Origin of the sequence: Paracoccus sp. JM45 (assembly GCF_003590715.1) — a bacterium.
In the GTDB taxonomy this organism is placed as follows: domain Bacteria; phylum Pseudomonadota; class Alphaproteobacteria; order Rhodobacterales; family Rhodobacteraceae; genus Paracoccus.
In genome coordinates this window covers 1-24,710 of sequence record NZ_QQVY01000021.1, presented here as the reverse complement: position 1 = coordinate 24,710, position 24,710 = coordinate 1, and the positions used below count along the sequence as shown (strand labels likewise).

21 protein-coding genes and 6 pseudogenes are annotated in these 24,710 nt (G+C 55.5%); 17 read left to right on the top strand and 10 right to left on the bottom strand.

Going from position 1 to position 24,710, the window contains the following annotated elements; genetic code table 11:
- The 3 genes and pseudogenes from DWB67_RS15770 to DWB67_RS15760 all read right to left on the bottom strand — a co-directional run.
- Positions 1-136, bottom strand: a 136-nt coding sequence (locus DWB67_RS15770) for a transposase (protein ID WP_147385953.1), incomplete at its 3' end; no start/stop codon positions are given.
- A pseudogene (locus DWB67_RS15765) lies at positions 137-592 on the bottom strand (integrase core domain-containing protein); the annotation flags it as partial.
- 16 nt (positions 593-608) lie between these two features.
- Positions 609-1,050, bottom strand: a pseudogene (locus DWB67_RS15760) (IS3 family transposase); the annotation flags it as partial.
- Here DWB67_RS15760 and DWB67_RS15755 point away from each other — a divergent pair.
- The 3 genes and pseudogenes from DWB67_RS15755 to DWB67_RS17900 form a co-directional block, all read left to right on the top strand.
- Positions 1,021-1,344, top strand: a pseudogene (locus DWB67_RS15755) (integrase core domain-containing protein); the annotation flags it as partial. The pseudogenes DWB67_RS15760 and DWB67_RS15755 overlap by 30 nt on opposite strands.
- Before the next feature lie 128 nt (positions 1,345-1,472).
- Positions 1,473-1,964, top strand: coding sequence for a hypothetical protein (locus tag DWB67_RS15750; RefSeq protein ID WP_182911619.1), 492 nt, complete (start codon positions 1,473-1,475; stop codon positions 1,962-1,964).
- Between the two features lie 197 nt (positions 1,965-2,161).
- A complete protein-coding gene (locus DWB67_RS17900; RefSeq protein ID WP_182911618.1) occupies positions 2,162-2,347 on the top strand; it encodes a hypothetical protein in 186 nt (61 codons plus the stop codon).
- 79 nt (positions 2,348-2,426) lie between these two features.
- Here DWB67_RS17900 and DWB67_RS17895 read toward each other — a convergent pair whose 3' ends face one another.
- Positions 2,427-3,212 (bottom strand): hypothetical protein, encoded by a 786-nt coding sequence (locus DWB67_RS17895; protein ID WP_147385949.1) that lies wholly within the window; start codon positions 3,210-3,212, stop codon positions 2,427-2,429.
- Between the two features lie 457 nt (positions 3,213-3,669).
- Positions 3,670-4,488 (bottom strand): annotated as a pseudogene (locus tag DWB67_RS15740) (SDR family oxidoreductase).
- Positions 4,489-4,587: 99 nt separating this feature from the next.
- Here DWB67_RS15740 and DWB67_RS15735 point away from each other — a divergent pair.
- Together DWB67_RS15735 and DWB67_RS15730 are read left to right on the top strand one after the other, a co-directional pair.
- A complete protein-coding gene (locus DWB67_RS15735) occupies positions 4,588-5,274 on the top strand; it encodes a LysR family transcriptional regulator (protein WP_119808534.1) in 687 nt (228 codons plus the stop codon).
- An 818-nt stretch (positions 5,275-6,092) separates the two neighbouring features.
- A pseudogene (locus DWB67_RS15730) lies at positions 6,093-6,484 on the top strand (ABC transporter permease subunit); the annotation flags it as partial.
- Between the two features lie 58 nt (positions 6,485-6,542).
- Here DWB67_RS15730 and DWB67_RS15725 read toward each other — a convergent pair.
- Complete coding sequence (locus DWB67_RS15725; RefSeq protein ID WP_119808533.1) at positions 6,543-7,490, bottom strand: GlxA family transcriptional regulator; 948 nt, start codon at positions 7,488-7,490, stop codon at positions 6,543-6,545.
- Positions 7,491-7,563: 73 nt separating this feature from the next.
- Between DWB67_RS15725 and DWB67_RS15720 the strand changes: the two genes are divergently transcribed.
- From DWB67_RS15720 to DWB67_RS15700, 5 genes are read left to right on the top strand one after another with little or no spacing between them, the layout of a single operon-like run.
- Positions 7,564-8,472, top strand: coding sequence for a 3-keto-5-aminohexanoate cleavage protein (locus tag DWB67_RS15720; protein WP_119808532.1), 909 nt, complete (start codon positions 7,564-7,566; stop codon positions 8,470-8,472).
- Complete coding sequence (locus DWB67_RS15715; RefSeq protein ID WP_119808531.1) at positions 8,469-9,887, top strand: carnitine 3-dehydrogenase; 1,419 nt, start codon at positions 8,469-8,471, stop codon at positions 9,885-9,887. Before DWB67_RS15720 ends, DWB67_RS15715 begins: the two co-directional genes overlap by 4 nt.
- On the top strand, positions 9,887-11,047 hold the full coding sequence (locus DWB67_RS15710; RefSeq protein ID WP_119808530.1) for an acyl-CoA dehydrogenase family protein: 1,161 nt from the start codon (positions 9,887-9,889) through the stop codon (positions 11,045-11,047). The genes DWB67_RS15715 and DWB67_RS15710 overlap by 1 nt, the downstream gene beginning before the upstream one ends.
- Before the next feature lie 10 nt (positions 11,048-11,057).
- Positions 11,058-13,076 (top strand): acetate--CoA ligase family protein, encoded by a 2,019-nt coding sequence (locus tag DWB67_RS15705; protein ID WP_119808529.1) that lies wholly within the window; start codon positions 11,058-11,060, stop codon positions 13,074-13,076.
- Positions 13,073-13,855, top strand: coding sequence for a carnitinyl-CoA dehydratase (locus DWB67_RS15700; RefSeq protein WP_119808528.1), 783 nt, complete (start codon positions 13,073-13,075; stop codon positions 13,853-13,855). Before DWB67_RS15705 ends, DWB67_RS15700 begins: the two co-directional genes overlap by 4 nt.
- 37 nt (positions 13,856-13,892) lie before the next feature.
- Here DWB67_RS15700 and DWB67_RS15695 read toward each other — a convergent pair whose 3' ends face one another.
- Positions 13,893-14,780 (bottom strand): LysR substrate-binding domain-containing protein, encoded by an 888-nt coding sequence (locus DWB67_RS15695; RefSeq protein WP_119808527.1) that lies wholly within the window; start codon positions 14,778-14,780, stop codon positions 13,893-13,895.
- Positions 14,781-14,882: 102 nt separating this feature from the next.
- On the opposite strand from DWB67_RS15695, the gene DWB67_RS15690 reads away from it, so the two are divergent.
- Positions 14,883-16,022: a TauD/TfdA family dioxygenase gene (locus DWB67_RS15690; protein WP_119808526.1), complete on the top strand. Its 1,140-nt coding sequence runs from the start codon at positions 14,883-14,885 to the stop codon at positions 16,020-16,022.
- A 23-nt stretch (positions 16,023-16,045) separates the two neighbouring features.
- On the top strand, positions 16,046-16,738 hold the full coding sequence (locus DWB67_RS15685) for a class II aldolase/adducin family protein (RefSeq protein ID WP_255418714.1): 693 nt from the start codon (positions 16,046-16,048) through the stop codon (positions 16,736-16,738).
- A 29-nt stretch (positions 16,739-16,767) separates the two neighbouring features.
- Here the strand turns inward: DWB67_RS15685 and DWB67_RS15680 are convergent.
- A pseudogene (locus DWB67_RS15680) lies at positions 16,768-17,525 on the bottom strand (IS5 family transposase).
- Positions 17,526-17,811: 286 nt separating this feature from the next.
- Positions 17,812-19,176 carry an aminotransferase gene (locus DWB67_RS15675; protein WP_119808523.1) on the bottom strand — a complete coding sequence of 455 codons (1,365 nt, stop codon included), beginning with the start codon at positions 19,174-19,176 and terminating at the stop codon, positions 17,812-17,814.
- A gap of 138 nt (positions 19,177-19,314) precedes the next feature.
- Between DWB67_RS15675 and DWB67_RS15670 the strand changes: the two genes are divergently transcribed.
- Genes DWB67_RS15670 through DWB67_RS15650 form a run of 5 tightly spaced genes read left to right on the top strand, consistent with a single transcriptional unit; the run spans position 19,315 to position 23,782 of the window.
- Positions 19,315-19,953, top strand: coding sequence for a TetR/AcrR family transcriptional regulator (locus tag DWB67_RS15670; protein WP_119808522.1), 639 nt, complete (start codon positions 19,315-19,317; stop codon positions 19,951-19,953).
- Positions 19,950-20,831, top strand: a complete 882-nt coding sequence (locus DWB67_RS15665) for an ABC transporter permease (protein WP_119808521.1) — start codon at positions 19,950-19,952, stop codon at positions 20,829-20,831. Before DWB67_RS15670 ends, DWB67_RS15665 begins: the two co-directional genes overlap by 4 nt.
- On the top strand, positions 20,828-21,634 hold the full coding sequence (locus DWB67_RS15660; protein WP_119808520.1) for an ABC transporter permease: 807 nt from the start codon (positions 20,828-20,830) through the stop codon (positions 21,632-21,634). The genes DWB67_RS15665 and DWB67_RS15660 overlap by 4 nt, the downstream gene beginning before the upstream one ends.
- A gap of 4 nt (positions 21,635-21,638) precedes the next feature.
- Positions 21,639-22,718, top strand: coding sequence for an ABC transporter ATP-binding protein (locus DWB67_RS15655; protein ID WP_119808519.1), 1,080 nt, complete (start codon positions 21,639-21,641; stop codon positions 22,716-22,718).
- 38 nt (positions 22,719-22,756) lie between these two features.
- Positions 22,757-23,782: a PotD/PotF family extracellular solute-binding protein gene (locus DWB67_RS15650; RefSeq protein ID WP_119808518.1), complete on the top strand. Its 1,026-nt coding sequence runs from the start codon at positions 22,757-22,759 to the stop codon at positions 23,780-23,782.
- A gap of 379 nt (positions 23,783-24,161) precedes the next feature.
- On the opposite strand, the gene DWB67_RS15645 is transcribed toward DWB67_RS15650, so the two are convergent.
- The coding region (locus tag DWB67_RS15645; protein WP_147385948.1) for a transposase at positions 24,162-24,710 on the bottom strand (549 nt) is incomplete at its 5' end.

Here is a 24,710-nt window from a genome sequence, read left to right as displayed (position 1 = left end):
CGGGCGGCAGATCGCGCCATGGAGACCCGGTGCGAACGCGCCAGAACACCGCTTCCAGAAACAGACGGTTATCATTTGCCGTAGCCCCCGCGTCGCTGGCTTTTCCCGGCTGACCTGCCCCCCGGTCTTTCCTCAGTCATAACGAGAGGCCTTGGTTTTGATAGTCGTCGGTTTCGGGTGTGGCAAGCGCGCCGGGCGCGATGCCATCAAGTAGCTCAAGTGCTAGGCGCGCTTCTGCTGGTGTCTTATTGCCGAGCGATGAATGCGGCCTGACGTTGTTGTAATCGTAGCGCCAGAGGGCCAGCGTTCGGCGGGCGTCGGTCAGGCTGTCGAAGATCTCTTCGTTGAGGCATTCGTCGCGGAGGCTGCCGTTGAATGACTCGATGTAACCATTCTGCTGCGGCTTGCCGAGGTCAATGTAATGCCATTCAACCTTGTTGTCGTTTGCCCATTTCAGGATCGCTTTGCTGGTGAACTCCGTTCCGTTGTCGGAAACTATACAGGCGGGTTTCCCATAGATCCGGACCAGCGCATCCAACTCCCGGGCGATCCTGGCCCCGGAGATGCTGGTGCCGGGGACCAGGCATAGGTTTTTTGTCGGAAACTATACAGGCGGGTTTCCCATAGATCCGGACCAGCGCATCCAACTCCCGGGCGATCCTGGCCCCGGAGATGCTGGTGCCGGGGACCAGGCATAGGTTTTTCGCGGCAGCAATCGTCATTGACCGCCAGGATGCGGAATTTTCGACAGGCTCCGAAAGTGTCGGACAGGAAGTCCAAGGACCAGCGCTGGTTCAGGCGCAATGGCACTGGCATTGGTGTGCGGCTGCCTCGCGCCTGTTTCCGGCCTCTACGACGGCGCACTGACAGGCCCTCTTCCCGGTAAATCCGGTAAAGCTTCTTTTCGTTCATAATCATGCCCACGCGCTCCAGCAGGACGCCAATGCGCAGATAACCGAACCGGCGATGCATCTGCGCGATCTTGTTCATTTCCAGACGGATCTCCGGGTTATCGGGCAGATCGGGTATCCGAGAACGATCAGGGTCGACAACGGCAGCGAATTCATCTCTCGCGACCTCGATCTTTGGGCCTATGCCAACGACGTCACGCTGGATTTCTCACGGCCGGGCAAACCGACCGACAACGGGTTCATCGAAGCTTTCAACAGTAAGCTTAGGGCCGAATGCCTGAACGCGCACTGGTTCATGAGCCTTGCGGATGCCTGCGAAAAGCTGGAGGATTGGCGTAGGCACTACAACGAAGACAGGCCCCACAGTGCGATCGGATATAACGTCCCGATCGCCATGCATTATCCCGATGGCGTCACCAGCCCGTCATCGTGAAAAGGCCGTAAAAATCCAGCTTCCGGCGGTCCAAAGATGGGGAGCAGCGCAAAGGTTGGGCAGACTCTACATCAGACTGAGGGAACTTCCGGGGTGCAGGTCAAGGCACCTAGATAATATACAGTATTTTGGAATTTAACGTGTACCAACTCTCGGCTCTGACTTTACTGATCTTTGTCGCCACACCGGCGATTGCGCAAGAAGTGCCTATGGGATGCTATACCAGAGAATATTCCAGCGACCATCTTGCCCAACATCCAGAGCAGGTGGTTGAGCGCATGAGCATTCTGTTCACTCAGGCAGAGTGGGGAGTAGCCGCTGATGTTCAGGTTCAGTTGGCAGATCAGGGTCATGCAGCGCGCGATGGTTATGGGGGAATGCGAGTTTCCGAGCTTGCTGGAAACTTCAATGAACCATTGAATTTTGGTGTGGAATGCGATGGCGGTCAATTTGAAGTGCTATCGAATGATTCTACCGGAATCATGATCGAGACGAGCCAATTTCGCCTTACAGATGATGGATGCGGTGGGGACGGCATTTACTCGACATTAGGTGAGGAGAACAGTTCGACTACCCGATATAAATTACACAAGTCTAATGACGTAGAATGTCGGTGGTAGAAAGCTTCAATATCACACCAAAAGCTCTCGTTTTTGAATGTTCGTAGTTCTGCATATTGATCTTGGTGTGCTTAAATAGTTCAGCCCTAGAATGAGCAAAATTATTATCGCGGTTCCCTTAATCCTGACTGCAACAACGCCCACTTTAACTGCCAGGGAATTGAATAACCGAGATAAGCGTGATGAAAATAACAAGCATGCATAACGCAATTGAAGCGCCTATGACTAACCATAGAACTTTGCACTTTCCTGTAGAAAATATTGCCCCAATTATAGAAATAATTAATAGAGCAGGAACAAGGTATATTAGGAGCAAAGACGGCATATATAAATTTCCATTTTTGAATGGCAATATTAAAATTTTAATTTTTGACGAAAAATGATTTCTTATAGCGTTTAGACCTGAGCGCCCATTAGATCACCATAATCAGTCGCTTTTGGGGATAGCCTTCTGAAACAGGTTTATCTCAAAGGTTTCGTAATAATCCTACGCTCAGCATCAAGCCGGATCACGCCCCCAATTTGAGTTTTATTCTCAACGCTAAGCTCCGAGTCGGCTGGTAAGTAAATAAGCCAGCGATCCGAGGCAACAAACCCGTCGGTGTAAACGCTTCCATCTGTTGCTATAATCTCCGCCCCTTTTGGCAAAGGTTGATTTTCAACGCGATTACCAACTGCCGCCATGCAGCTTTCGAATGCTTTGACACTGCCATCACTGCGGGTTTGCAGGGTTATCGGATGAGTAGCATCACATCGCCATTCATTTTCCAGACCTTCACCAATGCCCGTCAGGCGAATATTGAGAGGAGTGTAACCCAGTATGCGATATTCTTCATCGGTTTCTGTTGTGAGATAACGCTTTGCGAACAATGCGTCAGTGCCACTAATGCGTACCGGATATGGAAATTTAGCTTCCCTGAAGGTCTCGAAGTCGTAGGGGGCATTTACTACCAGCTTAGTACCGGCCGGCATATCTATGCCTCCTATAAAGCTATTTTTAGACAGTACCGGTTCAAACTTCATTTTAAAGTCGGCAGCCTGCTGATGGAGATCGTAGTGATATAAAACTGTAAGACAACTCATCGCCGCAAGAATGGCATAGACAAAAATACGCCATGGACCCAACCGACACCGAACCTTTGCGCTTAGAATGATACATAGTGTCCAAACCAGCCAAGCCAGAGTTGCAGCGTAAAAAGCCAATATGATCAAGATGGCTGCGAGCGACAAAATTGGAATTGGTATCATAAGATGCTCCACTAATAGACCTCGTGACGAGGCCATCAGGCTTGGGAGTTCATTATCTTTAAGATTTCAAGATGACAAATCTGCGTAACGAATAACCGACTGAAGACGCCAGAAACGCTCCTTTTTGGCACAACCTTAAACTACCCCGATTGACGCTTCCATAAACCCCGTTCAAAATCCATAAGGTTGTTGAAGGTTTTAGGCCGCTCTGACGATAGCGGACATTCAAGCGCTCCGCAGCATCGGTAAGTCTGGGCTCGGAGCGGACTTTCGGCAGTGCAGTAGATGTCGCGCCTAGTCATCGCGGGCGCGCGCGTCGCTCCCCGGCCCAAACCAGCCATTGGCCGTGCCACCTAAGTGCTGCGGTCGCAGCCCGCATTCCTGACATTCGCCGCGTCTGCAAAATTTGAGATTGGTCGAACTCACAGTCTGCGGACAAAGCTGCCGTGACCTCGGATCAAGTGCGTGCCTTCGATGCGTCGATTTCACTGGCCAATTGGCGGCATTTCGCACCGGCCCAGTCATGGGCGTCCGCACCGAACAGCAGTCGCCGGGCGGGTGCGTCGGACGATGCCTCCTCGACGATCAGCGCAGCAAGCTCTTCAGGGTCGTTGTCCTGCGCACCGTTCGCCTGCGAGATGAATCCGCGGAATGCCGAAACTGCCTCGGCATAATCCTCGATCTCCATGTCGCCCTGCCGCGCGGTGGAGGGATCGAGGAAGTTCGTGCGCATCATGCCCAGATCGACGATCAGGGACCGGATGCCAAGCGGCGCGATCTCTTCGGCAAGGCCCTCCATCCAGCCCTCGAGGGCAAACTTCGAGGCGGAGTAGATCGACCCACCCGGGTTGGCGACGACGCCGTTCACGGAAGAAATCGTCACCATCAGACCCGACCGCTGTCGGCGCATCGTCGGCAGCACGACGCGGGCCACGTTCATCGCCCCGAAGACGTTGATCTCGAACTGCCGGCGCACGTCATCGTCGCGGATCGTCTAGAAAAAGCCACGCTGCGCGCGACCGGCATTGTTGATCAGCACGTCGATCTGTCCAAAGGTCTTGATGGCCGCGTCATGGACTTTTGCGACGGCATCCGCATCTGTCACGTCAAGGGGCAAGACGAGCAGCCGGTCGTCAGATACGGCGAGGCGGTCGCCCAACCCGTCGACGGTCCGGCTAGTCGCCACGACCGTATCGCCTGCGCGCAATGCGTCCCGCGCGATGAGATACCCCAGCCCCTTGGCAGCGCCTACGATGAACCACACCTTGTCAGTCATCCTGCCAGTCCTTTCGTTTGTTGCCTGTCATATTAGGGGATCTTCGTGCTTGCCGATTAGATCCTTGAAAATTGTCGCGATCAGTAGCTTGTCTAATAAATGGACCCACGTAGATTCTCCGACCTGATCACCTTCAGCCGCGTGGCAGAGACGCGAAGATTCACCGCGGCGGCGCAGAGCCTCGGGGTGACCTGCGGCAAACACGCGGCGGATGCGCTTGTATGGCCGGCCTTCTCCAAGTTGCTTGCCGCGCATCCTGATATCGAGGGAGAGTTGAGCGTCGACGACAGATACGTCGATATTGCCGCAGAGCGGTTCGATGTCGGAATCCGAATGCGCGACAACCTGGAACTGGACATGATTTCTGTCCCCGTCGGGCCATCCCTGCGCTCTGTCGTCGTCGGCGCGCCCGAGTATCTTGACGCCTGCAAAGCTCCGGACACGCCCCGCGACCTGTCTCGGCATCGCTGCATCGGGTTCCGGAATGCGGGTGGTATCTTGTCGCCCTGGTCGTTCGAAAGGGATGGCCGGACCGAGACGGTAAGGGTCACATCGTCGATTATCGTCAATGATGGCGACGCGCTTGTCGCATCTGCCTGTGCGGGGATGGGACTGGCCTACATGCTAAAGGATCTGGCAGCTCCGTTTCTGCAGGACGGCCAGCTGATCGAGGTTCTCGGAAACTGGTCGCCACCGTTCTCCGGCTATCACGCCTACTACTCGAGCCGACGCCATCCGCCCCCGGCAGTTACGCTTTTCCTCGACCTTTTTCGGCAGGAGATCTAAGCATCACCAGCGTTTAGGTTGTAAGGTCCTTTATGGGCCGATGCTGTTGAAAAACTCCTTCGATCCGCGTCGGCAGGCGCTAGATCAGAATTTTGTTCTGCCAGAGGGCGAATTTGCCTCTTGAACGGGGCGCTATCCCCGCTGGCGAAAACAAGCGTTCTAAAAATTCAGGCTGCTTTGAGCCCGCCCGACTTTTTCAACAAAATAGGCCCATGCCTGCCGTTCGCTTACGGCCGAGCGCTGCGGCGCAGCTTCACCAGAACTGCCATTCGTCCGTCGTACAGCATTTTTCTAGGATGAAGGTCGGCAGAGCGCGAAAAACCGCCGTTGCTCTTCCGGGTGTTTGCTGATGCAGCATCCGCTTACGTGGGCTGTCTGGCAATGCAGCGGTTTCACGAGAACGGACTTTCAAAGCCTCTCAGACGGTCACACCTTGAACTATCTATACGCTGCGGTCAGTCTCATCAAACAAGATGCGGGATGCAGCCGCTTCCGGACTTCAAAATTCTGTCAGCAAACAGTTTCGAACAGGGTGAAATTAACTTGCAGACGTCCTTACGTAGAGGTGCTTTCTGAGCATCTGTTCTATATCTTATTCCGCCGCCACAAATGATCTGACAACGGTGGAATTCTGGTTGCCTCTTGCCTAGACTTCCGCGTCCTGAGCGCACTTATATGTGCCGGCCTTCAGTCGCAAACTGTCTTCCAATACGGACGCGAGTGTCGCAATACAGAAAAGTAATCCTGAGATTGGTACCATCCCGATGCATATTTTTTGGGCATGTAATTCGGCTTGAAGACAATCCGACCAGCTTCCTGCTTGGTCCTACGCGTTACTTGCGCTGACGCTGTCTTATGCGGGCTACGAAGGCGAAGTCGTGCGCTGCGCGTTCGCCAGTAGGAGTAAGGGGCAGCTTGAGGCTGCCAACGCATTCGACATGCCGCGTTTCACCATGCTCCGCCACATCTGGCTGCCGCAGGCGATCCGCAATATGCTACCGACATTGGGTGGCGAAAACATTCTGCAGCTCAAGGCATATCTTTGGTCGCGACGGTCACAGTGTTGGAGCTTTGTGCCGTGTCCTCCAGCGTAAGGTCGGATACGTTTATCGTCTATGAGCCGCTGATCTTGCTGGCTGTGCTTCATATGATCATCGCCGGGGTCATCGCCTTGTTGTTTCGACGGTTCCAGAACCACGTGCCGGGATAGCGGCGGCAGCGGTTGGAGGGGGATTCAACCTTAACTGTAGAAGATCAAGGAAGCCTTATCAGTCCGCCCTCAAATCCATGGGCGTCGTGCCAAACTGGGTCTTGAAGGCGCGCGTCATCGAACTTGCATTTTCGTAACCGCAGCGCGTGGCGATCTCGGAGATCGACAGATTGGTGCCTTCGGCCAGGCTCTTGGCAGCGATCAAGCGCCTATGCCGATAGACTTGGCCCGGCGTCGCATTCAGACTGCATGCAAATCGTCTTTGCAGGCTTTTAAGCGAACACCCCAAGTGACGTGCAATCGTCGGGATCGGCACCGGTGCTTCGATAGTCTCATCCATAAGGACCAGCGCCCGAGACACCAGTTTGGACCGCACAGATATGTTGTTCGTAGCCCCCAACGGTTGATTGGTTTCATGGAGAAAAAGCGACGCGACATCGAGCCGGGTGATCTCGCCGCAGTGTGCCCCGATCAGGGTTAGGACCAGATCAAAGGACGCCATGGCACCACCGCAGGTGATCCGGTTGCCGTCTATGACAAACCGCTCTTGCCGGGCATCTACCTGCGGAAACCTCTCTGAAAAGCTTTTAAAAAGGTGACCATGGATGGTCGCGGGCCTGTCGTCCAATAGCCCTGCAGCCGCCAGCAGCCAAGCCCCCATATCGAGCCCCACGAGACATTTCGCATTTGCGCAAAGCCCCCGCAGCGCGGACAGCACCTGACTGCTGCTCAGCGCAAGGTGGCCATAGCTGGCGGTCACCATGAAGTAATCACAGGGGGGCTTCGTCGCGGTGGCCATTTCGGTCTGCACCAACATCCCGCTTGAAGACTGCACGAGCCCCCCCTCAAGCGAAAGCAGCCGCCATTCATATTGCGCCTGCCCGGTGATGGTGTTCGCGGCGCGAAACGGCTCCAGAGTATTGGCGAGACAATGGTTCGAAAAACCATCGAACAACAGAATATCGATCTTAACAGTATCGTGCGGTAATTTTGTCTTTTCCTGCATGTTCCTGTCTAGCACTGCACATCCCTGCCAATCAATCCGGGTAGTATGCAAATAAAGCTAAAAGGAGACCAAGATGCCCCTGCAGATGACCCGTGATGTCTTTATCACCTGCGCAGTGACTGGTTCCGGCAGCAGCCAAGACCGGTCGGCCCACGTTCCCCGCAGCCCAGAACAGATTGCCAATTCAGCCATCGCCGCCGCCAAAGCCGGTGCGGCAATTGTGCATTGTCACGTGCGCGACCCCGAGACCGGCGTGCCCTCACGCGATCCGAAACTATACCGCGAAGTGACCGAACGCATCCGCGATGCCGAGGTCGACGTGATCCTGAACCTCACCGCAGGCATGGGGGGTGACATAGTCTTTGGCCCACCGTCCGCCCCGCTGCCGCTGAACGATGCGACCGATATGGTCAGCGCCGAGGAACGGCTGGCGCATATCGAAGACTGCCTTCCCGAGATTTGCACCCTTGATTGCGGCACGATGAATTTTGCCGAAGCCGATTACGTGATGACCAACACGCCCGGCATGCTGACGACGATGGGTGCACGTATGGAAGCGCTTGGTGTGAAGCCGGAGATCGAGGCCTTTGATACCGGCCACCTTTGGTATGCGAAACAACTGGTTAAAGATGGCGTGTTGTCTTCTCCCGCGCTGGTGCAGCTCTGCATGGGCATCCCATGGGGCGCGCCCAATGACCTGAACACCTTTATGGCGATGGTTAACAATGTGCCTGACGACTGGAACTGGTCTGCCTTTTCAATCGGCCGTGACGAGATGCCCTATGTGGCCGCATCTGTTTTGGCAGGGGGCCATGTGCGCGTCGGGCTTGAGGATAACCTGTGGCTCAGCAAAGGCGAGCTTGCCACGAACGAAGCGCTTGTCTCGCGTGCCGTCACTATCATCGAAAGCATGGGGGCAACCATCATGGGCCCTGATGCCGTGCGCCACAAACTGAATCTGACAAAGCAGGCACCGCGATGACCAAAACAGCAGCAATCATCGGCGGCGGTGTCATTGGCGGCGGCTGGGCCGCGCGCTTTGCCTTGTCGGGATGGGAGGTCGCGATTTTCGACCCCGATCCCGAAGCAGAACGCAAAATCAGCGAAGTCATGGCAAACGCACGCCGGTCTCTGCCCGCCCTGTCCGAGGTCGCCTTGCCGCTAGAAGGTCAGGTGAAAATCGTCCCAACTTTGGCCGAAGCCGTCGCGGACGCCGACTGGATTCAAGAAAGCGCGCCGGAACGGCTTGAAATGAAGCACAAGATCTTCGCCGAGATCCAGTCCAACTGCCGCAAAGACGCGCTGATTGGATCTTCGACCTCGGGGTTCAAACCGTCCGAACTGCAGCAAGGGTCGTTTCGCCCCAGCCAGATTTTCGTCGCGCACCCGTTCAACCCGGTCTATCTGCTACCGCTTATCGAACTGGTCGGTGACGGTGCCGCAACCACGCGCGCGCATGCGGTGCTCGTCGAAATCGGCATGAAGCCACTGAAACTACGCAAGGAAATCGACGCGCATGTGGCAGATCGTTTTCTCGAAGCAGTCTGGCGCGAGGCGCTTTGGCTAATCAAGGACGGCATCGCCACAACCGAAGAAATTGACGACGCGATCCGGTTTGGCTTTGGCCTGCGTTGGGGGCAGATGGGCCTGTTCGAGACTTACCGCGTGGCGGGGGGTGAAGCCGGAATGGCCCATTTCATCGAACAATTCGGGCCCTGTCTGCAGTGGCCTTGGACGAAATTGATGGATGTGCCCGAACTGACCGATGATTTGGTACGGATGATCGCCAGCCAATCGGATGAACAATCCGGTGCCCATACGATCCGCGAGCTTGAACGCATTCGCGACGACAATCTCGTATCCATGATGCGCTCACTGAAAGGCCGTGACTGGGGTGCGGGAGCATTGCTGAACGCGCATGACGCCCGCCTTGGGGCCCAGACCGACACCGACTTCACCAAACCCATCATCACTGTCGCCCGCGCCATTCCAATCGATTGGACGGATTATAACGGCCATATGAATGAAAGCCGCTATGGGCAGCTGTGGTCAGACGCGGCCGATGCACTCATGCGCATGATCGGGGCCGATGACGCCTATATCAAATCGGGTTTCAGCTATTTTACCGCCGATACCCACACGAAATTCCGCAACGAATGCGATGCAGGCGACAACGTTACCGTTGTCACGACCATTCTAGAGGGTGCGGGTAAAAAGCTGCGGCTGTTCCACGAATTGAAAAACGCCACTGGAGATGTGGTGGCGACCTGCAACCAGTTCCTGCTGCACGTCAGTCTGGAAACTCGCAAATCTTGCGACCCTGCAGTGCATGTGAGCGACAAGCTCGCATCCATCATTGCGGCCCAAGCGGCCCTGCCCAAGCCGGAGCATAGCTGATGCATTTTGGATTGACTGAAGAACAAGAGATGATCGTCTCCACCGTGCGGTCCTTCGTGGAAAAGGAAATCTACCCCCACGAGGCCGAGGTGGAGCGCACTGGCGAGGTCCCCCATGACGTCGCGCAGGCAATCAAGCAAAAGACGCTGGATCTTGGGTTTTATGCCTGCAACTTTCCCGAAAGAGTTGGCGGAGCCGGTCTGTCGCATCTTGAATTCGCGCTGGTAGAACGCGAATTGGGCCGCGGCTCTATGGCGTTGAACCACTTTTTCGGGCGGCCGCAGAATATCTTGATGGCCTGCAAGGACGATCAGATCGACCGCTACCTCACTCCCGCCATCCGCGGCGAAAAGATGGATGCGCTGGCCATGACCGAACCCGATGCCGGGTCCGATGTGCGTGGCATGAAATGTACGGCCAAACACGATGGCGGTGACTGGGTTCTGAACGGAACCAAGCATTTCATCTCTGGCGCGGACCATGCGGATTTCGTGATCGTCTTTGTGGCAACCGGCGAAGACGACACGCCGCGCGGCCCAAAAAAACGCATCACGACCTTCCTGGTCGACCGCGGCACCCCCGGTTTCACCATCCGCGATGGCTACAAATCCGTCTCGCACCGCGGCTACAAGAACATGATTCTCGAATTTGACAACTGCCGCCTGCCCGATGCTCAGGTTCTGGGCGAGGTTGATGGCGGCTTTGCGGTGATGAACGAATGGCTTTACGCCACGCGGATCACGGTCGCCACTATGTCTGTGGGACGCGCAAGACGTTGCTTTGACATGGCGTTAAATTACGCGGCTGAACGCAAACAGTTTGGTCAGAAAATCGGCAAGTATCAGGGCATCAGCTTTCAGCTTGCCGACATGATCACCGAAATCGATGCGGCGGATCACCTGACTTTGGCGGCAGCATGGCGGTTGGATCAAGGCCTGCCCGCGAACCGCGAAATCGCCAGTGCAAAGCTTTACGCCTCCGAAATGCTGGCCCGGGTGACGGATGCCACCCTGCAAATCTTTGGCGGCATGGGCTTGATGGATGACTTTCCCATTGAACGGTTCTGGCGGGATGCGCGGGTCGAACGGATTTGGGATGGCACATCTGAAATTCAGCGGCATATCATCAGCCGCGATCTATTGCGCCCCCTTGGCGCATAGGACCGCGGGTATGAGTAATCTTGAAAGGCTCCTGCGCCCACGATCCATTGCTGTAGTCGGTGGCGGGGCATGGTGTGACGCCGTGATCGAGCAGAACCAGAAAATTGGTTTTAAGGGCGATATTTGGCCCGTTCATCCCCAAAAGGACGTTGTCGGTGGTTTGCCAGCCTTCAAAACGCTTGCTGATTTGCCGGACGCGCCAGATGCCACATTTATCGGGGTGAACCGCACCGCAACCATCGGTCTAGTCAGCGAATTGAACCAGATGGGTGCCGGTGGCGCTGTGTGTTTTGCCAGCGGCTTCAAAGAAACCGCCGACGGCGCCGTTTTGAATGACCAATTGCTGGCCGCAGCAGGGGGAATGCCCATTCTGGGGCCAAATTGTTACGGGGTTCTGAATGCCGTCGATCGGGTGGCGCTTTGGCCGGATCAACATGGGTTGGTGCCCGTTGAACGGGGCGTAGCGATCCTTACGCAGTCGTCCAACATCGCGATTAATCTCACGATGCAGCAACGCGGATTGCCGATTGCCTATACCATCACTGCGGGCAATCAGGCCCAACAAGGGCTTGCCAGTATCGCCCAAACTGTCATCCGCGACGACCGCGTGACGGCGCTTGGGCTTTACATCGAAAGCTTCGGCGACATCGCGGCGTTTGAGGGATTGGCAAGGCTTTCGCGCGAGCTGGGCAAACCGATTGTGGCGTTGAAGGTTGGCCGCTCGCAAGAATCGCAGCTAGCAACCATTTCGCACACGGCCTCGCTCGCCGGAAGCAGCGCCGGTTCGGATGCAGTAATGGCGCGGCTTGGCATTGCGCGGGTCGGTTCCCCCGCCGCACTGCTTGAAACGTTGAAGCTGTTTCATTGCCATGGACACCTGTCCGGAGCGCGAATTGCGTCCTTAAGTTGTTCAGGTGGCGAGGCAAGCGTTATGGCGGATACTGCCGCACAATATGGCCTGACGTTTCCACCGCTGACATCCGAGCAGACAGATACACTTTCGCAGCACCTTAGTTCGCTGGTCAATCTGGCGAACCCTCTGGATTACCACACGCAAATCTGGCGCGATAAAGCGGCTATGACGGCGGTATTCGCGGCCATGACAGGCGATGATATCGATCTGACGCTTGTGGTGCTTGATTTCCCGCGTTTGGACAGCTGCACCGCAGATGAATGGATGATCGCAATCGAGGCGATCGAGGAGGCTGCTCGTCAAACGGGCCGTCCCTTTGGCGTGGTTGGGTCTATCGTCGAAAACCTGCCCGAAGCGATTGCGAAACGGCTTCTTGGCGCGGGGATCGTGCCGCTGTGCGAATTTGGCACCGCCTGCGAAGCAATTAGCGCAGCGCGCAGCGCGATACCTCAAGATTACCACCCACTGCTGCGCGCCCCCAGCTTTACAACCACCATCACGGCCACCGAAGGCGATGCCAAACGGGCCCTTTCGGCATACGGCTTGGACGTCCCCAAAAGCCGTGCAGGCATCGCCCCTGCGGATGTGATCGCTTGCGCCGAACTGATCGGTTTTCCCGTGGTCCTTAAAGGCGAAGGGGTCGCCCATAAAACCGAAGCTGGCGCGGTAAAGCTGAACCTCACTGACGCGGAACAAGTCAACGCGGCGGCGCAGGCAATGCAGGCCGAAACCTTCCTCGTCGAAAAAATGATCTCCGGTAAAGTTGCGGAGCTGTTGTTGGGCATCGTCGCGGACCCCGCCCACGGGTTTGTCCTAACTTTGGCTGCCGGGGGCACGCTAACGGAAATTCTGGAGGACGGACAATCTTTGCTGCTGCCCAGCACGGATGCCGATATTCGCCGCGCCTTATCAAAGTTAAGAATAACCCCCCTGTTGTCCGGCTATCGCGGTGGCGAGGCGGCCAACATAGACGCCATTGTTGACGCGGTCCTAAAACTGCAAAACTTCGTCACCGACCACGCCAACGAAATTTCCGAAATCGAAATTAATCCCCTCATCTGTACAAAAGACCGAGCGATCATCGCCGATACGCTTTTGGTGAAAGGAACTACATGACAAGCCCGGTGAAAACGCGCCGAGAGGGTGCCGTGCTCGAAATCACTCTGGACCGCCCAAAGGCTAATGCCATTGATCTGCACACCAGCCGTATCTTGGGTAAAACCTTTGAGGCCTTTCGCGATGACCCTGATTTGCGCGTGGCGATTATCACAGGCGCGGGGACTAAATTCTTCTGCCCCGGTTGGGATTTGAAAGCCGCCGCGGATGGCGACGAAGTAGATGGTGATTACGGCGTAGGCGGCTTTGGGGGCCTGCAGGAATTGCGCGACATGAACAAACCGGTGATCGCTGCGGTGAACGGTATTTGCTGTGGCGGCGGGCTTGAACTCGCTCTGTCGGCAGACGTTATCTTGGCGGCTGATCATGCAAGTTTCGCGCTGCCCGAAATCACATCAGGCACGGTGGCCGATGCCGCCTCCATCAAATTGCCAAAACGCATTCCATACCACATCGCAATGGAAATGCTGTTCACAGGCCGCTGGCTGGACGCCGAAGAAGCCAACCGCTGGGGGTTTGTCAACCGCATCCACGCAGCGGATGATCTGATGGCACAGGCGTGGGATATGGCCCGTCTTTTGGCCTCGGGGCCGCCGCTGGTCTATGCCGCGATCAAAGAAATCGTGCGTGATGCTGAAGACAGCAACTTTCAGGACACCCTGAACCGGGTCACCAAACGCCAGCTAAAGACGGTTGATGTGCTTTACGGATCTGAGGATAACGCCGAAGGTGCGCGCGCCTTTGCAGAAAAGCGGGCCCCGGTCTGGAAAGGGCGCTGAAATCGTTATCTCCGGGCTTTCACTGGACCGCGCGGGACTATTGGTCCCGCGCCATGTCGACAGCCCACTTAACAAACGATTGGGCCGCCGCTTTCCTACCCCCGGTTTTTGACGACGAAATAAAATAGGCTGTCCCGACATCTTTGTCGCCGCCGGGCCATGAGCCAAAGGTGCCGTCACTCACCTGCTCTGATGTGATCGACTTCCACCCAAGCATCAGCCCGCGACCATCCAGCGTCGCCTGCACAGCCTGAATGTAGTTGTCGAACACCTCACCCTGGGGCCTGAACGTTTCACCCGAGGCCCTCAGGTATTCCGTCCATCCCAGCCAGTGCTGACTCGTTGATCGCACATCGATAAGCAACGCTTGCGACAGCCCGCCCTGTTTCAACGCACGTCCGATCACGTCCGGCCGACCCACCGGGCAAATTCGTTCGTCAAAAAGTTTGATGGTCTCGCCGTCTTGCCAATCCCCCCTGCCATAGCGCAGCGCAATGTCAATGCCGCGCGAGAGCACCGGACGGTCGAGGGGCGGGGCCTGAACATTGACCGTGATCGACGGGTGTCTGGCATAAAAATTCGGTAAGCGCGGCATCAGCCAGTAGGTCGCCATGCCGATGGTGCAGGCCAAAGTGACGTGGTTATCGTTACTGCTGTTTTCGGTGCGGATGTCAGCGATGGTGTCTTCGATAAGGGCCAAGCCGTTCCGCGTGGCGCGGGCCAGCCGCTCTCCGGCTTCGGTTGGCCGCGCGGGTTTTGTGCTGCGGTCCATGAGCGTGGCACCGACTTCGCTCTCTAACAAACGAATGGCCCGCGTGATTGCCGGTGGCGAAACATTCAACCGTGCCGCCGCCTGGTGCATTGACCCAAGGCGGCACACCAGTTCAAGCGTCTCAAGCGCATGGAGGAAGGATCGATCAGTCATAAGTTAACACCCACGTTAACTTATATTCCGACTTTTCCGGCTTTTCAAATGGCTTATTTGCTTGAGAATAGTGTTAATCATCACTTCCTGAGGGCCTAAATCATGAACATACAAACCTCTCCAACAGCTCAGATTTTATTGCAAGAAAACGGCCTTCGCATCACTCTTTCGAATGCGGAAATGGCCTATTTCAATTACTATTGGCTGCGGGATAATTGCCCTGCATCCTTCAACGGCGGTACGCGCGAACGTACCTTTGATATCTTTCATCTGGACCTCCCTCCGCGGGCCGGTGCTGTACAGGTCGAAGATGAGCATTTGTTGATCACATGGGCGGACGAAGACCACGTCACGCGCATGCCGCTGGCAACGCTTGAGACCTATGCAAAGGGCACGGCGCGGCCCGACCCTGCCCAATTGCCACGCAAACCGTGGTTCGGAGATCACTTCGCGGATGTGACACGCTTCACACTTGATGAGCTGAAGACAGACCACACCAAGCGCACCGCATGGCTTGAGTCGATGATCGTCGAAGGCATTTCGATCGTGACCCAGATGCCCGACACAGATGGAGCGCTCACGGAGCTTGCAAACTTGGCCGGAACAGTACGCCCGACCTTCTTTGGCGATTATTTCGACGTACGGACGCATATCAAACCGACCAACAGCGCCTATACCGCCGCGGCCCTTGAACTGCACACAGATGTCCCCGCCGAAGAAGCAGCGCCCGGTATTCAATATCTGCACATGCGCGCCAACAGCGTAGAAGGTGGGTTGAACCTGTTCGGGGATGGCGTTGCCGCGGCCAATGACTTTCGCAATATCGACCCGGAAGGCTTCAAACTGCTGTCCGAGATCGACGTGCCGTTCTACTGCGAACACGATGATTACGACATGCGGAGCTATCAGCGCGTGATTGAGCTCGACCAGAATGGTGCAGTATCCGGCCTAACAATCAGCCAGCATATGCTGGATCTGATCGACCTGCCGCAGGAGCTGCTGGACACCTATTACCCCGCTTTCTGCCGCTTCGGAAAACTGCTGCAGGATGATAAATACATCATGAAGTTTACGCTCCAAGCGACGGAGTGTATCGTCTTTGACAACCACCGCATCGTGCATGGCCGTGCCGCATATTCTGCGACAAGCGGTGAGCGTTATTTGCGCGGCACATATACAGACAGGGCGGAAATGCGCTCGACTTATCGGTCGCTGGTCTCTGAAGGGCGGTTTAAATCATGAATGTACATTCAGAAGTTGATACAATGGCAGCGCTGCGTGAAGATCTCGCCGCTGCTTTCCGCCTTTGCCATCAATTCGGATGGAGCGAATCCGTCGGCAACCATTTCAGCGCCGCCGTGTCCGACGACGGGCGTCAGTTTCTGCTGAACCCATGCTGGCAGCATTTCGCGACGATTGACCCCGACGACTTGCTGTTGCTGGATGTGGATGATGACCAGACAATGCTCGGCGACAATGCACCGGACCCTTCTGCATGGGCCGTCCATGGCACGTTGCACCGTGAAATTCCCGCCGCGCGCGTGATCCTGCACTGCCATTCGCCCTATGCGACGGCTTTGGCAAGCCTAGAGGACCCCACCTTGCTACCGATCGACAACAACACCGCGCGGTTTTGGGGCCGGATCGGATATGATCTGGAGTTCGGCGGAATTTCCGACAGCGAGGCCGAGGGCGCCCACCTTGCGCAAGCGATAGGAGACAACACCGTTCTAGTCATGCGCAATCACGGCATCACTGTGACCGGCCCCACAGTCGCCGATGCATTTGAGGATCTCTACTTTTTTGAGAAAGCCGCACAGACACAGATACTTGCCCTCTCATCCGGGAAGCCGCTGGCCGTGTTGAACGATGACGTCGCAAAGGCCACAGCGGAAGGCTGGAAATCCTATCGCGGCATGGCGCAACGTCATTTCGATCATCTTAAATCGACGCTTTGACGATCTTCTCGCCTAGGCCCCGTGGACATTCATCTTGAAGCAATCAGGGCTGCAGCTAGGTTCCAATTGGCGGTGTAGCTGCAATCGGTCTTGTCATAGCGTGTTGCTATACCTCGGAATTCCTTGATCTTTGCGAAGTAGTTTTCAACCATATGGCGCCACTTGTAAGCGTCTGCGTCGTAGTTGCGCTGTTGCTTTCGGTTTGATTTCGGTGGGATCACGGCGCTTGCCCCACGTGCATCCAGTTCTTCTAGAAGCCAGTTCGCGTCAAACGCTTTGTCTGCCAGAAGAGCCCCGAAGGGAACGTTACGGATCAGAGGCGCGACGCCTTTTGTGTCATGTACCTGCCCGGGCAATAGCAGGAAACGGATCAGATTGCCGAGCGCATCCACAAGCGCGACGATTTTAGTCGTCAGACCGCCACGCGAGCGTCCGATGGCCTGAGCCTGAGTCCCCCTTTTGCGCCGGTTGCCTTTTGGTGAACCTGAACGATGGTGCCGTCGATGAGGGCATATTCAAGGTCGGGGTCACCACTCATGGCTATGAAAAGGCTCTCGAAAACCCCTGCTTTCGCCCATCTGCGGAAGCGGCGGAACTGGCTGTTCCAGTTGCAGAAGGCGGGCGGCAGATCGCGCCATGGAGACCCGGTGCGAACGCGCCAGAACACCGCTTCCAGAAACAGACGGTTATCATTTGCCGTAGCCCCCGCGTCGCTGGCTTTACCTGGCAAATGCGGCTCAAGCCGCCGCCACACACGATCCGTCACCACAAAGCGCTGCTCGTTCATCCCAACCTCCGTTTGGGAGATTTGAATCAGAAATCAAAACCTATGGGAAGTATGATTGTCCACGGGCCATAGTTGCCAAACGATAATGAAACGTGCCGATGATAATGCGTAGTAGGTTCATATTTCAGAACGGAGTAGTTTTTACGTCTGCTTTGCTAAACTGAAGCGCCGTCTGTGATCTGGACTGATGCCACAACACCGGTGATCACAGTGAGCACCAGTGGTCGAATTCACACCTCGCGGACAAACCGGTCATTTATAGCGGTTGAGAGAATGATCCCTCTGGTTACTCCTCTGCGGCGGCCTTTATAATTCCCGCACGAAGGATAGAAACCATTTTATCGATCTGAGGTTTTGTAATCGTAAGTGGCGGTGACATGACGCAGGAATTGTAAATCGGGCGCACGAGCAATCCAAGGGCCTGGCATGCTTCATCTACCTTCGCGGCAAAGGCGCAGTCGCGGTCTTCGTCGGGATTGCCCGCGTCAAGTTCGCATTCGACACCTGCCATAAGACCGACGACACGCACGTCGGTTACAACTGGTAGATCGTTTAGAGATTTCATGGCCTCGGCAAAATATGGCGCGATATCGCGCGCGTGTTCGAGCAATTTGCTGTCTTCAAAGATGTCGAGGTTCGCCATAGCGCAGGCTGCCGATGCGGGGTGACCGGAATAAGTGAAACCGGACGTGAACGCGCGATACTCATGCGTGGATGCGTTGATATCATTGATTAGACGATCCGAAATAAGCAGCGCGCCCATCGGCAAATATCCCGATGTCATGCCTTTGGCCGTCGTGATCATGTCGGGCACAACGCCAAATACGTCCTCCGATGCAAAATAGTACCCCAATCGCCCGAAGGATGTAACGACTTCATCTGCAATAAAGAGAATATCGTACTTCTTACATATCTCTTGGCAGCGCTTGAAGTACCCCTCCGGCGGAACAATAACACCGCCCGAACCCATGACCGGTTCTGCGATAAAGGCTCCGATCTTGTCCGCGCCGACCTCGAGAATTTTGTTTTCAAGTTCTGCGATCAACATATCGCCGAAGTCTTCAATCGACATTCCCTTTGGCCGATCCTTGGGCTTGGGGCTAGAGATGAAATGGCCCAGACCCTTAGCCATATCCATATGTGCCTTTTCGCTTTTCTTGCCTGATACGCTGCTGCTCAGGTAAGTGCTGCCATGATATCCATTCACACGCGAAATGATCTGCTTCTTCTCGGGACGACCGAGACAGTTGTTGTAGAAAAAGACAAAGCGCAACGCTGAATCAACAGCCGTAGACCCACCTGTGGTGAAGAAGACATTATTCAGATCACCAGGCGCGATGCTGGCCATGCGTTCGGCCAGTTTTGTTGTGATGGGCGCGGACATCGTCCAAGGCGAAAAGTAGGAAAGCTCCTGCATCTGGTTCACGACGGCGTCGATGATCTCGCGGCGACCGTGGCCGACGTTGACGCACCACATACCGCCTGGGCCGTCGATCAGGTTATTGCCATCAGCGTCTTTAACATAAATGCCTGAACTTCCCTCAAGCACGGTTGCCTCATCTTGTCCAAGCGCGGTGATATCCTGCCAAGGGCGCACGATGTGGCTGTCTTCGCGGCGGACGTCGGTTGGGCGGTCTGATGTGTCTGTCATGTTGTGTCCTTTGAAAAGACGCCAGTTGTCGCGCCGCATTTCTGCATCCGAACTGCGCAGTGTTGCTATTTTTATAGTCAGGTATAATTTTAAATTCAACTATAATTTTTGTTGATTTCTGCGCATAAGCGCGCTTACATGATTGTCATGGGATTACGTGAACAACAGAAGATCGAACGAACGCAGCAGATCCTTGACGCCGCGGCCGAGTTATTCGGGCGTGACGGATTTGAGGCTGTGAAGGCTGAACACATCGCCGAACTGGCGAGGGTCTCGGTGGGGACGCTTTATAACTACTTCCCAGGCAAGAACGAGATTCTGATGACCCTGATCGCCATCGAAAATGAGCGGCTTGAGGACATGGGGCAGACATTCGTGCCGGATTTCAATGCCCCCGCGGCGGACATTTTCAGCGCCTTCCTCCTTCAATACTTCGCACCGGACATGGTGCTTCTGAACAAGGCGCTTTGGCGTAAGGGATTTGCGATATCCTTCGCGGACGTCACATCAGACGAAGCACGACGCCTGCGCCGATCTGACCGCGTGCTGAGTGATCATGTCGTTGCATTGGCAGAGGGCCTGCAGTCACGTGGCATGTTACGCGGCGACCTTGATAGCTCGGTTTTTGGCAGGACGCTCTTTAACAACGCGAACATGATGTTTCTCGATTTCACCCGTTCGGAAAACCGAACATATCAAGATGTAACGGAAGGAATTGAAGCGATGACGCGTGCCCTTGTTGCAATTGCGCTGCCCACAGAGCAAGCGGCTAAATGATAAAAAGCGCGCAACTGGATTCCGATGCGAGACGCGGATTGTCGCAGATTAGCCTGCCGCTAGCGTTCTCTGTCCTGCTGTTGGCTGCACCCTTGGCGATATTACTTGCGATGAGCTTCTGGACGCAGGACTTCTTGACACTGGACCGCACATTCACGCTCGCCAATTTCAAAGAAACGTGGACAAGTCCGATCTATCGGACGTTGATGCTACGCTCGCTCAAGATCTCGATCATCGTCACCGTGCTGACAGTCGGACTTGCGTATCCTGCGGCCTATTACATGTCGTTTGTAGCCCCCAACAATCGCAAGGCGATGCTGGTGTTTTTGATCACCATTCCGTTTTGGACGTCCTATCTGATGCGGATTTTTCTATGGAAGGTGATTTTGGGCTTCAACGGGGTGGTCAACGGATCGCTCATTGGGTTGGGTTTTATAGACACGCCGCTAGATTGGATCAGCTACAATCAGTTTGCCGTTATTATCACACTAAGCCACGCGTGGTTACCTTTTGCGGTATTGCCGATCTTTGTGGTGATGGAAAAGGTAAACCGGTCTTATCTCGAGGCCGCGCAGGACCTTGGCGACACCCCGTTCCAACGGTTTCGTCGAATTACTTTGCCGTTGTCGATGCCCGGTGTTGTGGCGGCCACGCTCATAGTTTTCATCCCGACTATTGGTGACTACGTGACGCCCAAACTGGTCGGTGGACCGGACGGGTTGATGATTGCCAACATGATCGAAATCCAATTCAAGAATGCTAATAATGCCCCATTGGGAGCCGCACTTGCGTTATCGGCCCTGCTATTGGTGAGCAGCGTGGCAGGTATCTTTGTCTGGCTCAATCGCCGCTATCTGAAAGCGGAGGGCGCAGCATGAGCAGGCGCGTTCTCACAATGTTTATGATTATCTTCGTAATCTTTCTCTATGCACCGACACTCCTTTTGCCAATCTTTGCTTTCAATGACAGCAGCATTATCTCGTTTCCGTTGTCTGGGTTTACGCTTAATTGGTTAAAATCGTTGGGCGCTGCAGAGGAATTGCGCAAAGCTGCCGGGACCAGCCTAATCATTGCCTCCGTCAGTTCCATAATTGCAACCATGCTCGGCCTATTGGCAACGTCGGCCACGGTCCGATACCAGTTTCCCGGCAAAGGCTTTGCGATCGGTGCGATCATGCTGCCGATGTTTTTGCCTGAAATTATTATCGGTGTGTCTTTGCTCACCGTCGTACTTCTGGCGGGGTTCAAGCTCTCTATCTACACCATCATTATGGGACATGTGTTGATCTGCACGCCGTTCTGCATCGCAATCTTGCGCTCATCGTTCCAGCAACTTGATCCTAGTTTAGAAGAAGCATCGCTCGATCTTGGTGAATCCCGCATTAATACGTTTCGTAGGGTGACCTTACCGTTAATTATGCCCGGCGTGGTGTCCAGCTTACTCATCGGCTTCACCATTTCACTGGATGAATTTGTGATCGCCTTTTTCCTTTCAGGAACCGAGCCCACGCTGCCAGTCTACATTTGGTCGCAACTGCGTTTTCCACAGCGAATTCCCAGCGTTATGGCCCTTGGCACACTTCTGCTGATCTTGTCGGTCGTGCTTCTGACACTTTCAGAATTGCTGAGGCGGCGCAGTGCGCGCCGTCTTGACCAAAAAGCGACAAGCGGGGCTTTGTAGAACGATGATCAAACTTTCCAACATCGAAAAATATTATGGCACGTACCACGCGTTGCGTGATGTGAATTGCCACATAAATGAAGGTGAGTTCTTTTCGCTTCTTGGGCCATCAGGCAGCGGTAAGACAACGCTGTTGCGCACCATTGCAGGGTTCGAAGAGATCGATTCTGGCACCGTAATGATTGGCGGTCAATCGATGGTCGGCGTGCCGCCCAACATGCGGCCCACAAACATGGTCTTTCAAAGCTACGCTATTTTTCCGCACATGAGTGTCGCGCAGAACGTGGCCTACGGGCTCCGCTCGCAACGTTTAAACAAGGCTAAAACGGCCGAAATGGTGAGGGAGTCGCTGGGGAAGGTGGGCCTCGCGGGCTACGGCGAACGCGCCGCCCACGCGCTGTCAGGCGGACAACGCCAGCGCGTTGCCTTGGCACGCGCACTGATCCTGAAGCCGAAGGTCTTGCTGCTGGACGAGCCGCTTTCCGCGCTTGACCGAAAACTTCGCGAACAAATGCAGTCGGAGCTTCGCCGTTTGCAGCGCAGCCTCGGGATTACCTTCGTTCTGGTGACCCACGACCAAGAAGAAGCGCTGACGATGTCGGACCGCGTCGCCGTGATGTTTGAAGGGCAAATCGCACAACTGGATTCTCCACAAGCGCTCTATAAACGACCTGCCTCGAAACGTGTGGCGGAATTCTTCGGGGCGATGAACATCCTTAAAGCTGACATCCTTGAGGTGAAGGGCGACATTGCGACGACCAGGATCGAAGGGTTGGGTGTTGCGAACCTTGCATTCAACCCACAACCGGGCGCGGACGCATCAAGTCACTACTGTGCGGGGGTGCGCCCAGAATTGATGACCATTCTGGACGATGGCGCGATGGCCTACGACAAAGAGACCCCCGCCACCGTGACCGATGTCGAGTACCGTGGAGAGCTGACTTACTACGATGTCAAATTCGAGGGCTCTGACACACCGGTTGTCGTGTCTATGCGCAACACCAGCAACCGCGAACTAAGAGAAATCGGACAACAAGTCCGCATCGGCTGGGAGAGCGCTTCGGCGGTTCTTCTGCTGGATTAAATGCTAACCGACATTGGAGATTTAGAATGCTAAGAACCATGAAACGAACAACGACGGCAATCGCTGTCGCTGCCATGCCAACCCTCGCCGCAGCGCAGGAATTGATTGTTTTGGATTGGTCTGGCTTCGAAGATCCGGGCTTTATCGGGGCCTACATCAAAGAACACGGCGGCCCGCCAAACTATTCCTTTTTTGGCGAAGAAGAAGAAGCTTTCCAGAAATTGCGCGCAGGGTTTGAGGTCGACGTAGCACACCCATGCTCGCAATCCGTATCGAAATGGCAGTTGGCCGGTTTGATCGAACCGCTTGATACGTCGCGCATTGATCGCTGGGATGATGTGAACGAGGTAAAGGAAGCCTTCGTGATTGACGGCGATTACTACATGTTGCCGACCGACTGGGGCACGACGTCCCTTGTCTACCGCACTGATCTGGTTAATGCGTCTAAAATGGACAGCCTGCAGGCTTTTCTCGACCCGGAATTTGCTGGCCGGGTTTCGCTGCCCAACAATGTCGATGACGTTTATGCGCTCGGGCTTTTAGCGACAGGTGTGATCGATTGGAGCGATGTGACACAAGAACAGTTTGAGGCCGCCTCTGCTTGGTTGCGTCAGGCTCATCCCAATGTTGTAACATATTGGGCTGATAACGCCGAGCTTGCGCAGCTGATGACCACGGGCGAGGTTTCTTTGGCATGGGCATGGAACGAGACACCTACAACGCTTATCGGCGAAGGCATTCCTGTCGCGATTAATCGCGAAGCCGCTGAAGGATCGTCTTCCTGGTTCTGCGGCTATGTGAATGTCGTCGACGGGCCAAACTCCGAAGATTTGATGTATGATTTCCTCAACGCTTGGATGGAGCCTGCCACCACCGACTATATCGTGGACGCCTGGGGTTACGGCAGCGGCAACCAAACACAGATGGCATCTTTGGGATCTGAAGTGCTAGACAGTGTCGGCCTCGGTGAGGTGTCCGCACCGGTCCTGGTGCAAGGTCCACTGGACAATCAGATGCGTGAGCAAATGATCGTCGAATTTGAGAAAATTAAGGCTGGATTCTGAAAATAGCCAATCTCGATCAGGGGCTGTGCCTAAGGTCAGGACTTCGGCAACGGGGTCGTCTTCGGTAACGGGGTCGTCTTAGTCAAGCGTTTTCGCGCATGAGCCGTTGTCCGCAGAATAGCGGTTTGAGGTTTGGTCTGATCGTGGCACGTCTGGCACAACCACCTTCGTCTGAGATCACCTGGGTGCATGCTTCGGTCCGTGGTCGGCGCGTAGGCCGCCAACATGATGCTGGTTCAATGCAGGTCCGATGTGCCCATCTCATTGGCGTGCTCGATGTGGTTCGGCAACAGTCCTGACCACGGCATCATCGGAACCGCGTCCCTCGGGGACCTCGAAGGCCTGCGGTCAGGCAGGCAGCGGTAGAGCGCTTGGCCGATCAGGCTGCATGCGGAGCCTCAATCTCGGATCGGAAGGTTGAGCCGTCAGTCCATATCCGGTGGAGGATCACACTGATGCGCCGGGCAAGGGCGACCATGGCCCGTTTTGCACCACGACGGCGCGCCACCTGCACTGCCCATGTTCTTAGCCATGTCGAGCGGCCACGATGCATCATGACCGTCGCCGCTTGGCACAGTGCGCGCCGCAGGTTGACGTCCCCTGCTTTGGTAATCCCGCCAGAGATGTCGCGTTCGCCTGATTGATTGCGTGAAGGTGTGAGGCCGACCCATGGCCCGACTTTTTTCGACGACGTGAACCGCGAGGGATCATCAACTGCGGAACGGTAAGTCAGCGCCACGACCGCGCCGACCCCCGGCATCGACATCAGACGGTGACAGACAGGGTCGTCTTGCGCCAACTGACGGACCCGGCGTTCCACCAGCCCCGCAAGCTCCTGCCGAAGGGCTGCCCGGGCCCGCAGCATCGGCTCGGTCGCGGCGGACAGCATCGGATTGTCTGCCGTCAGCTCTCGGATGCGGTGCTCGAA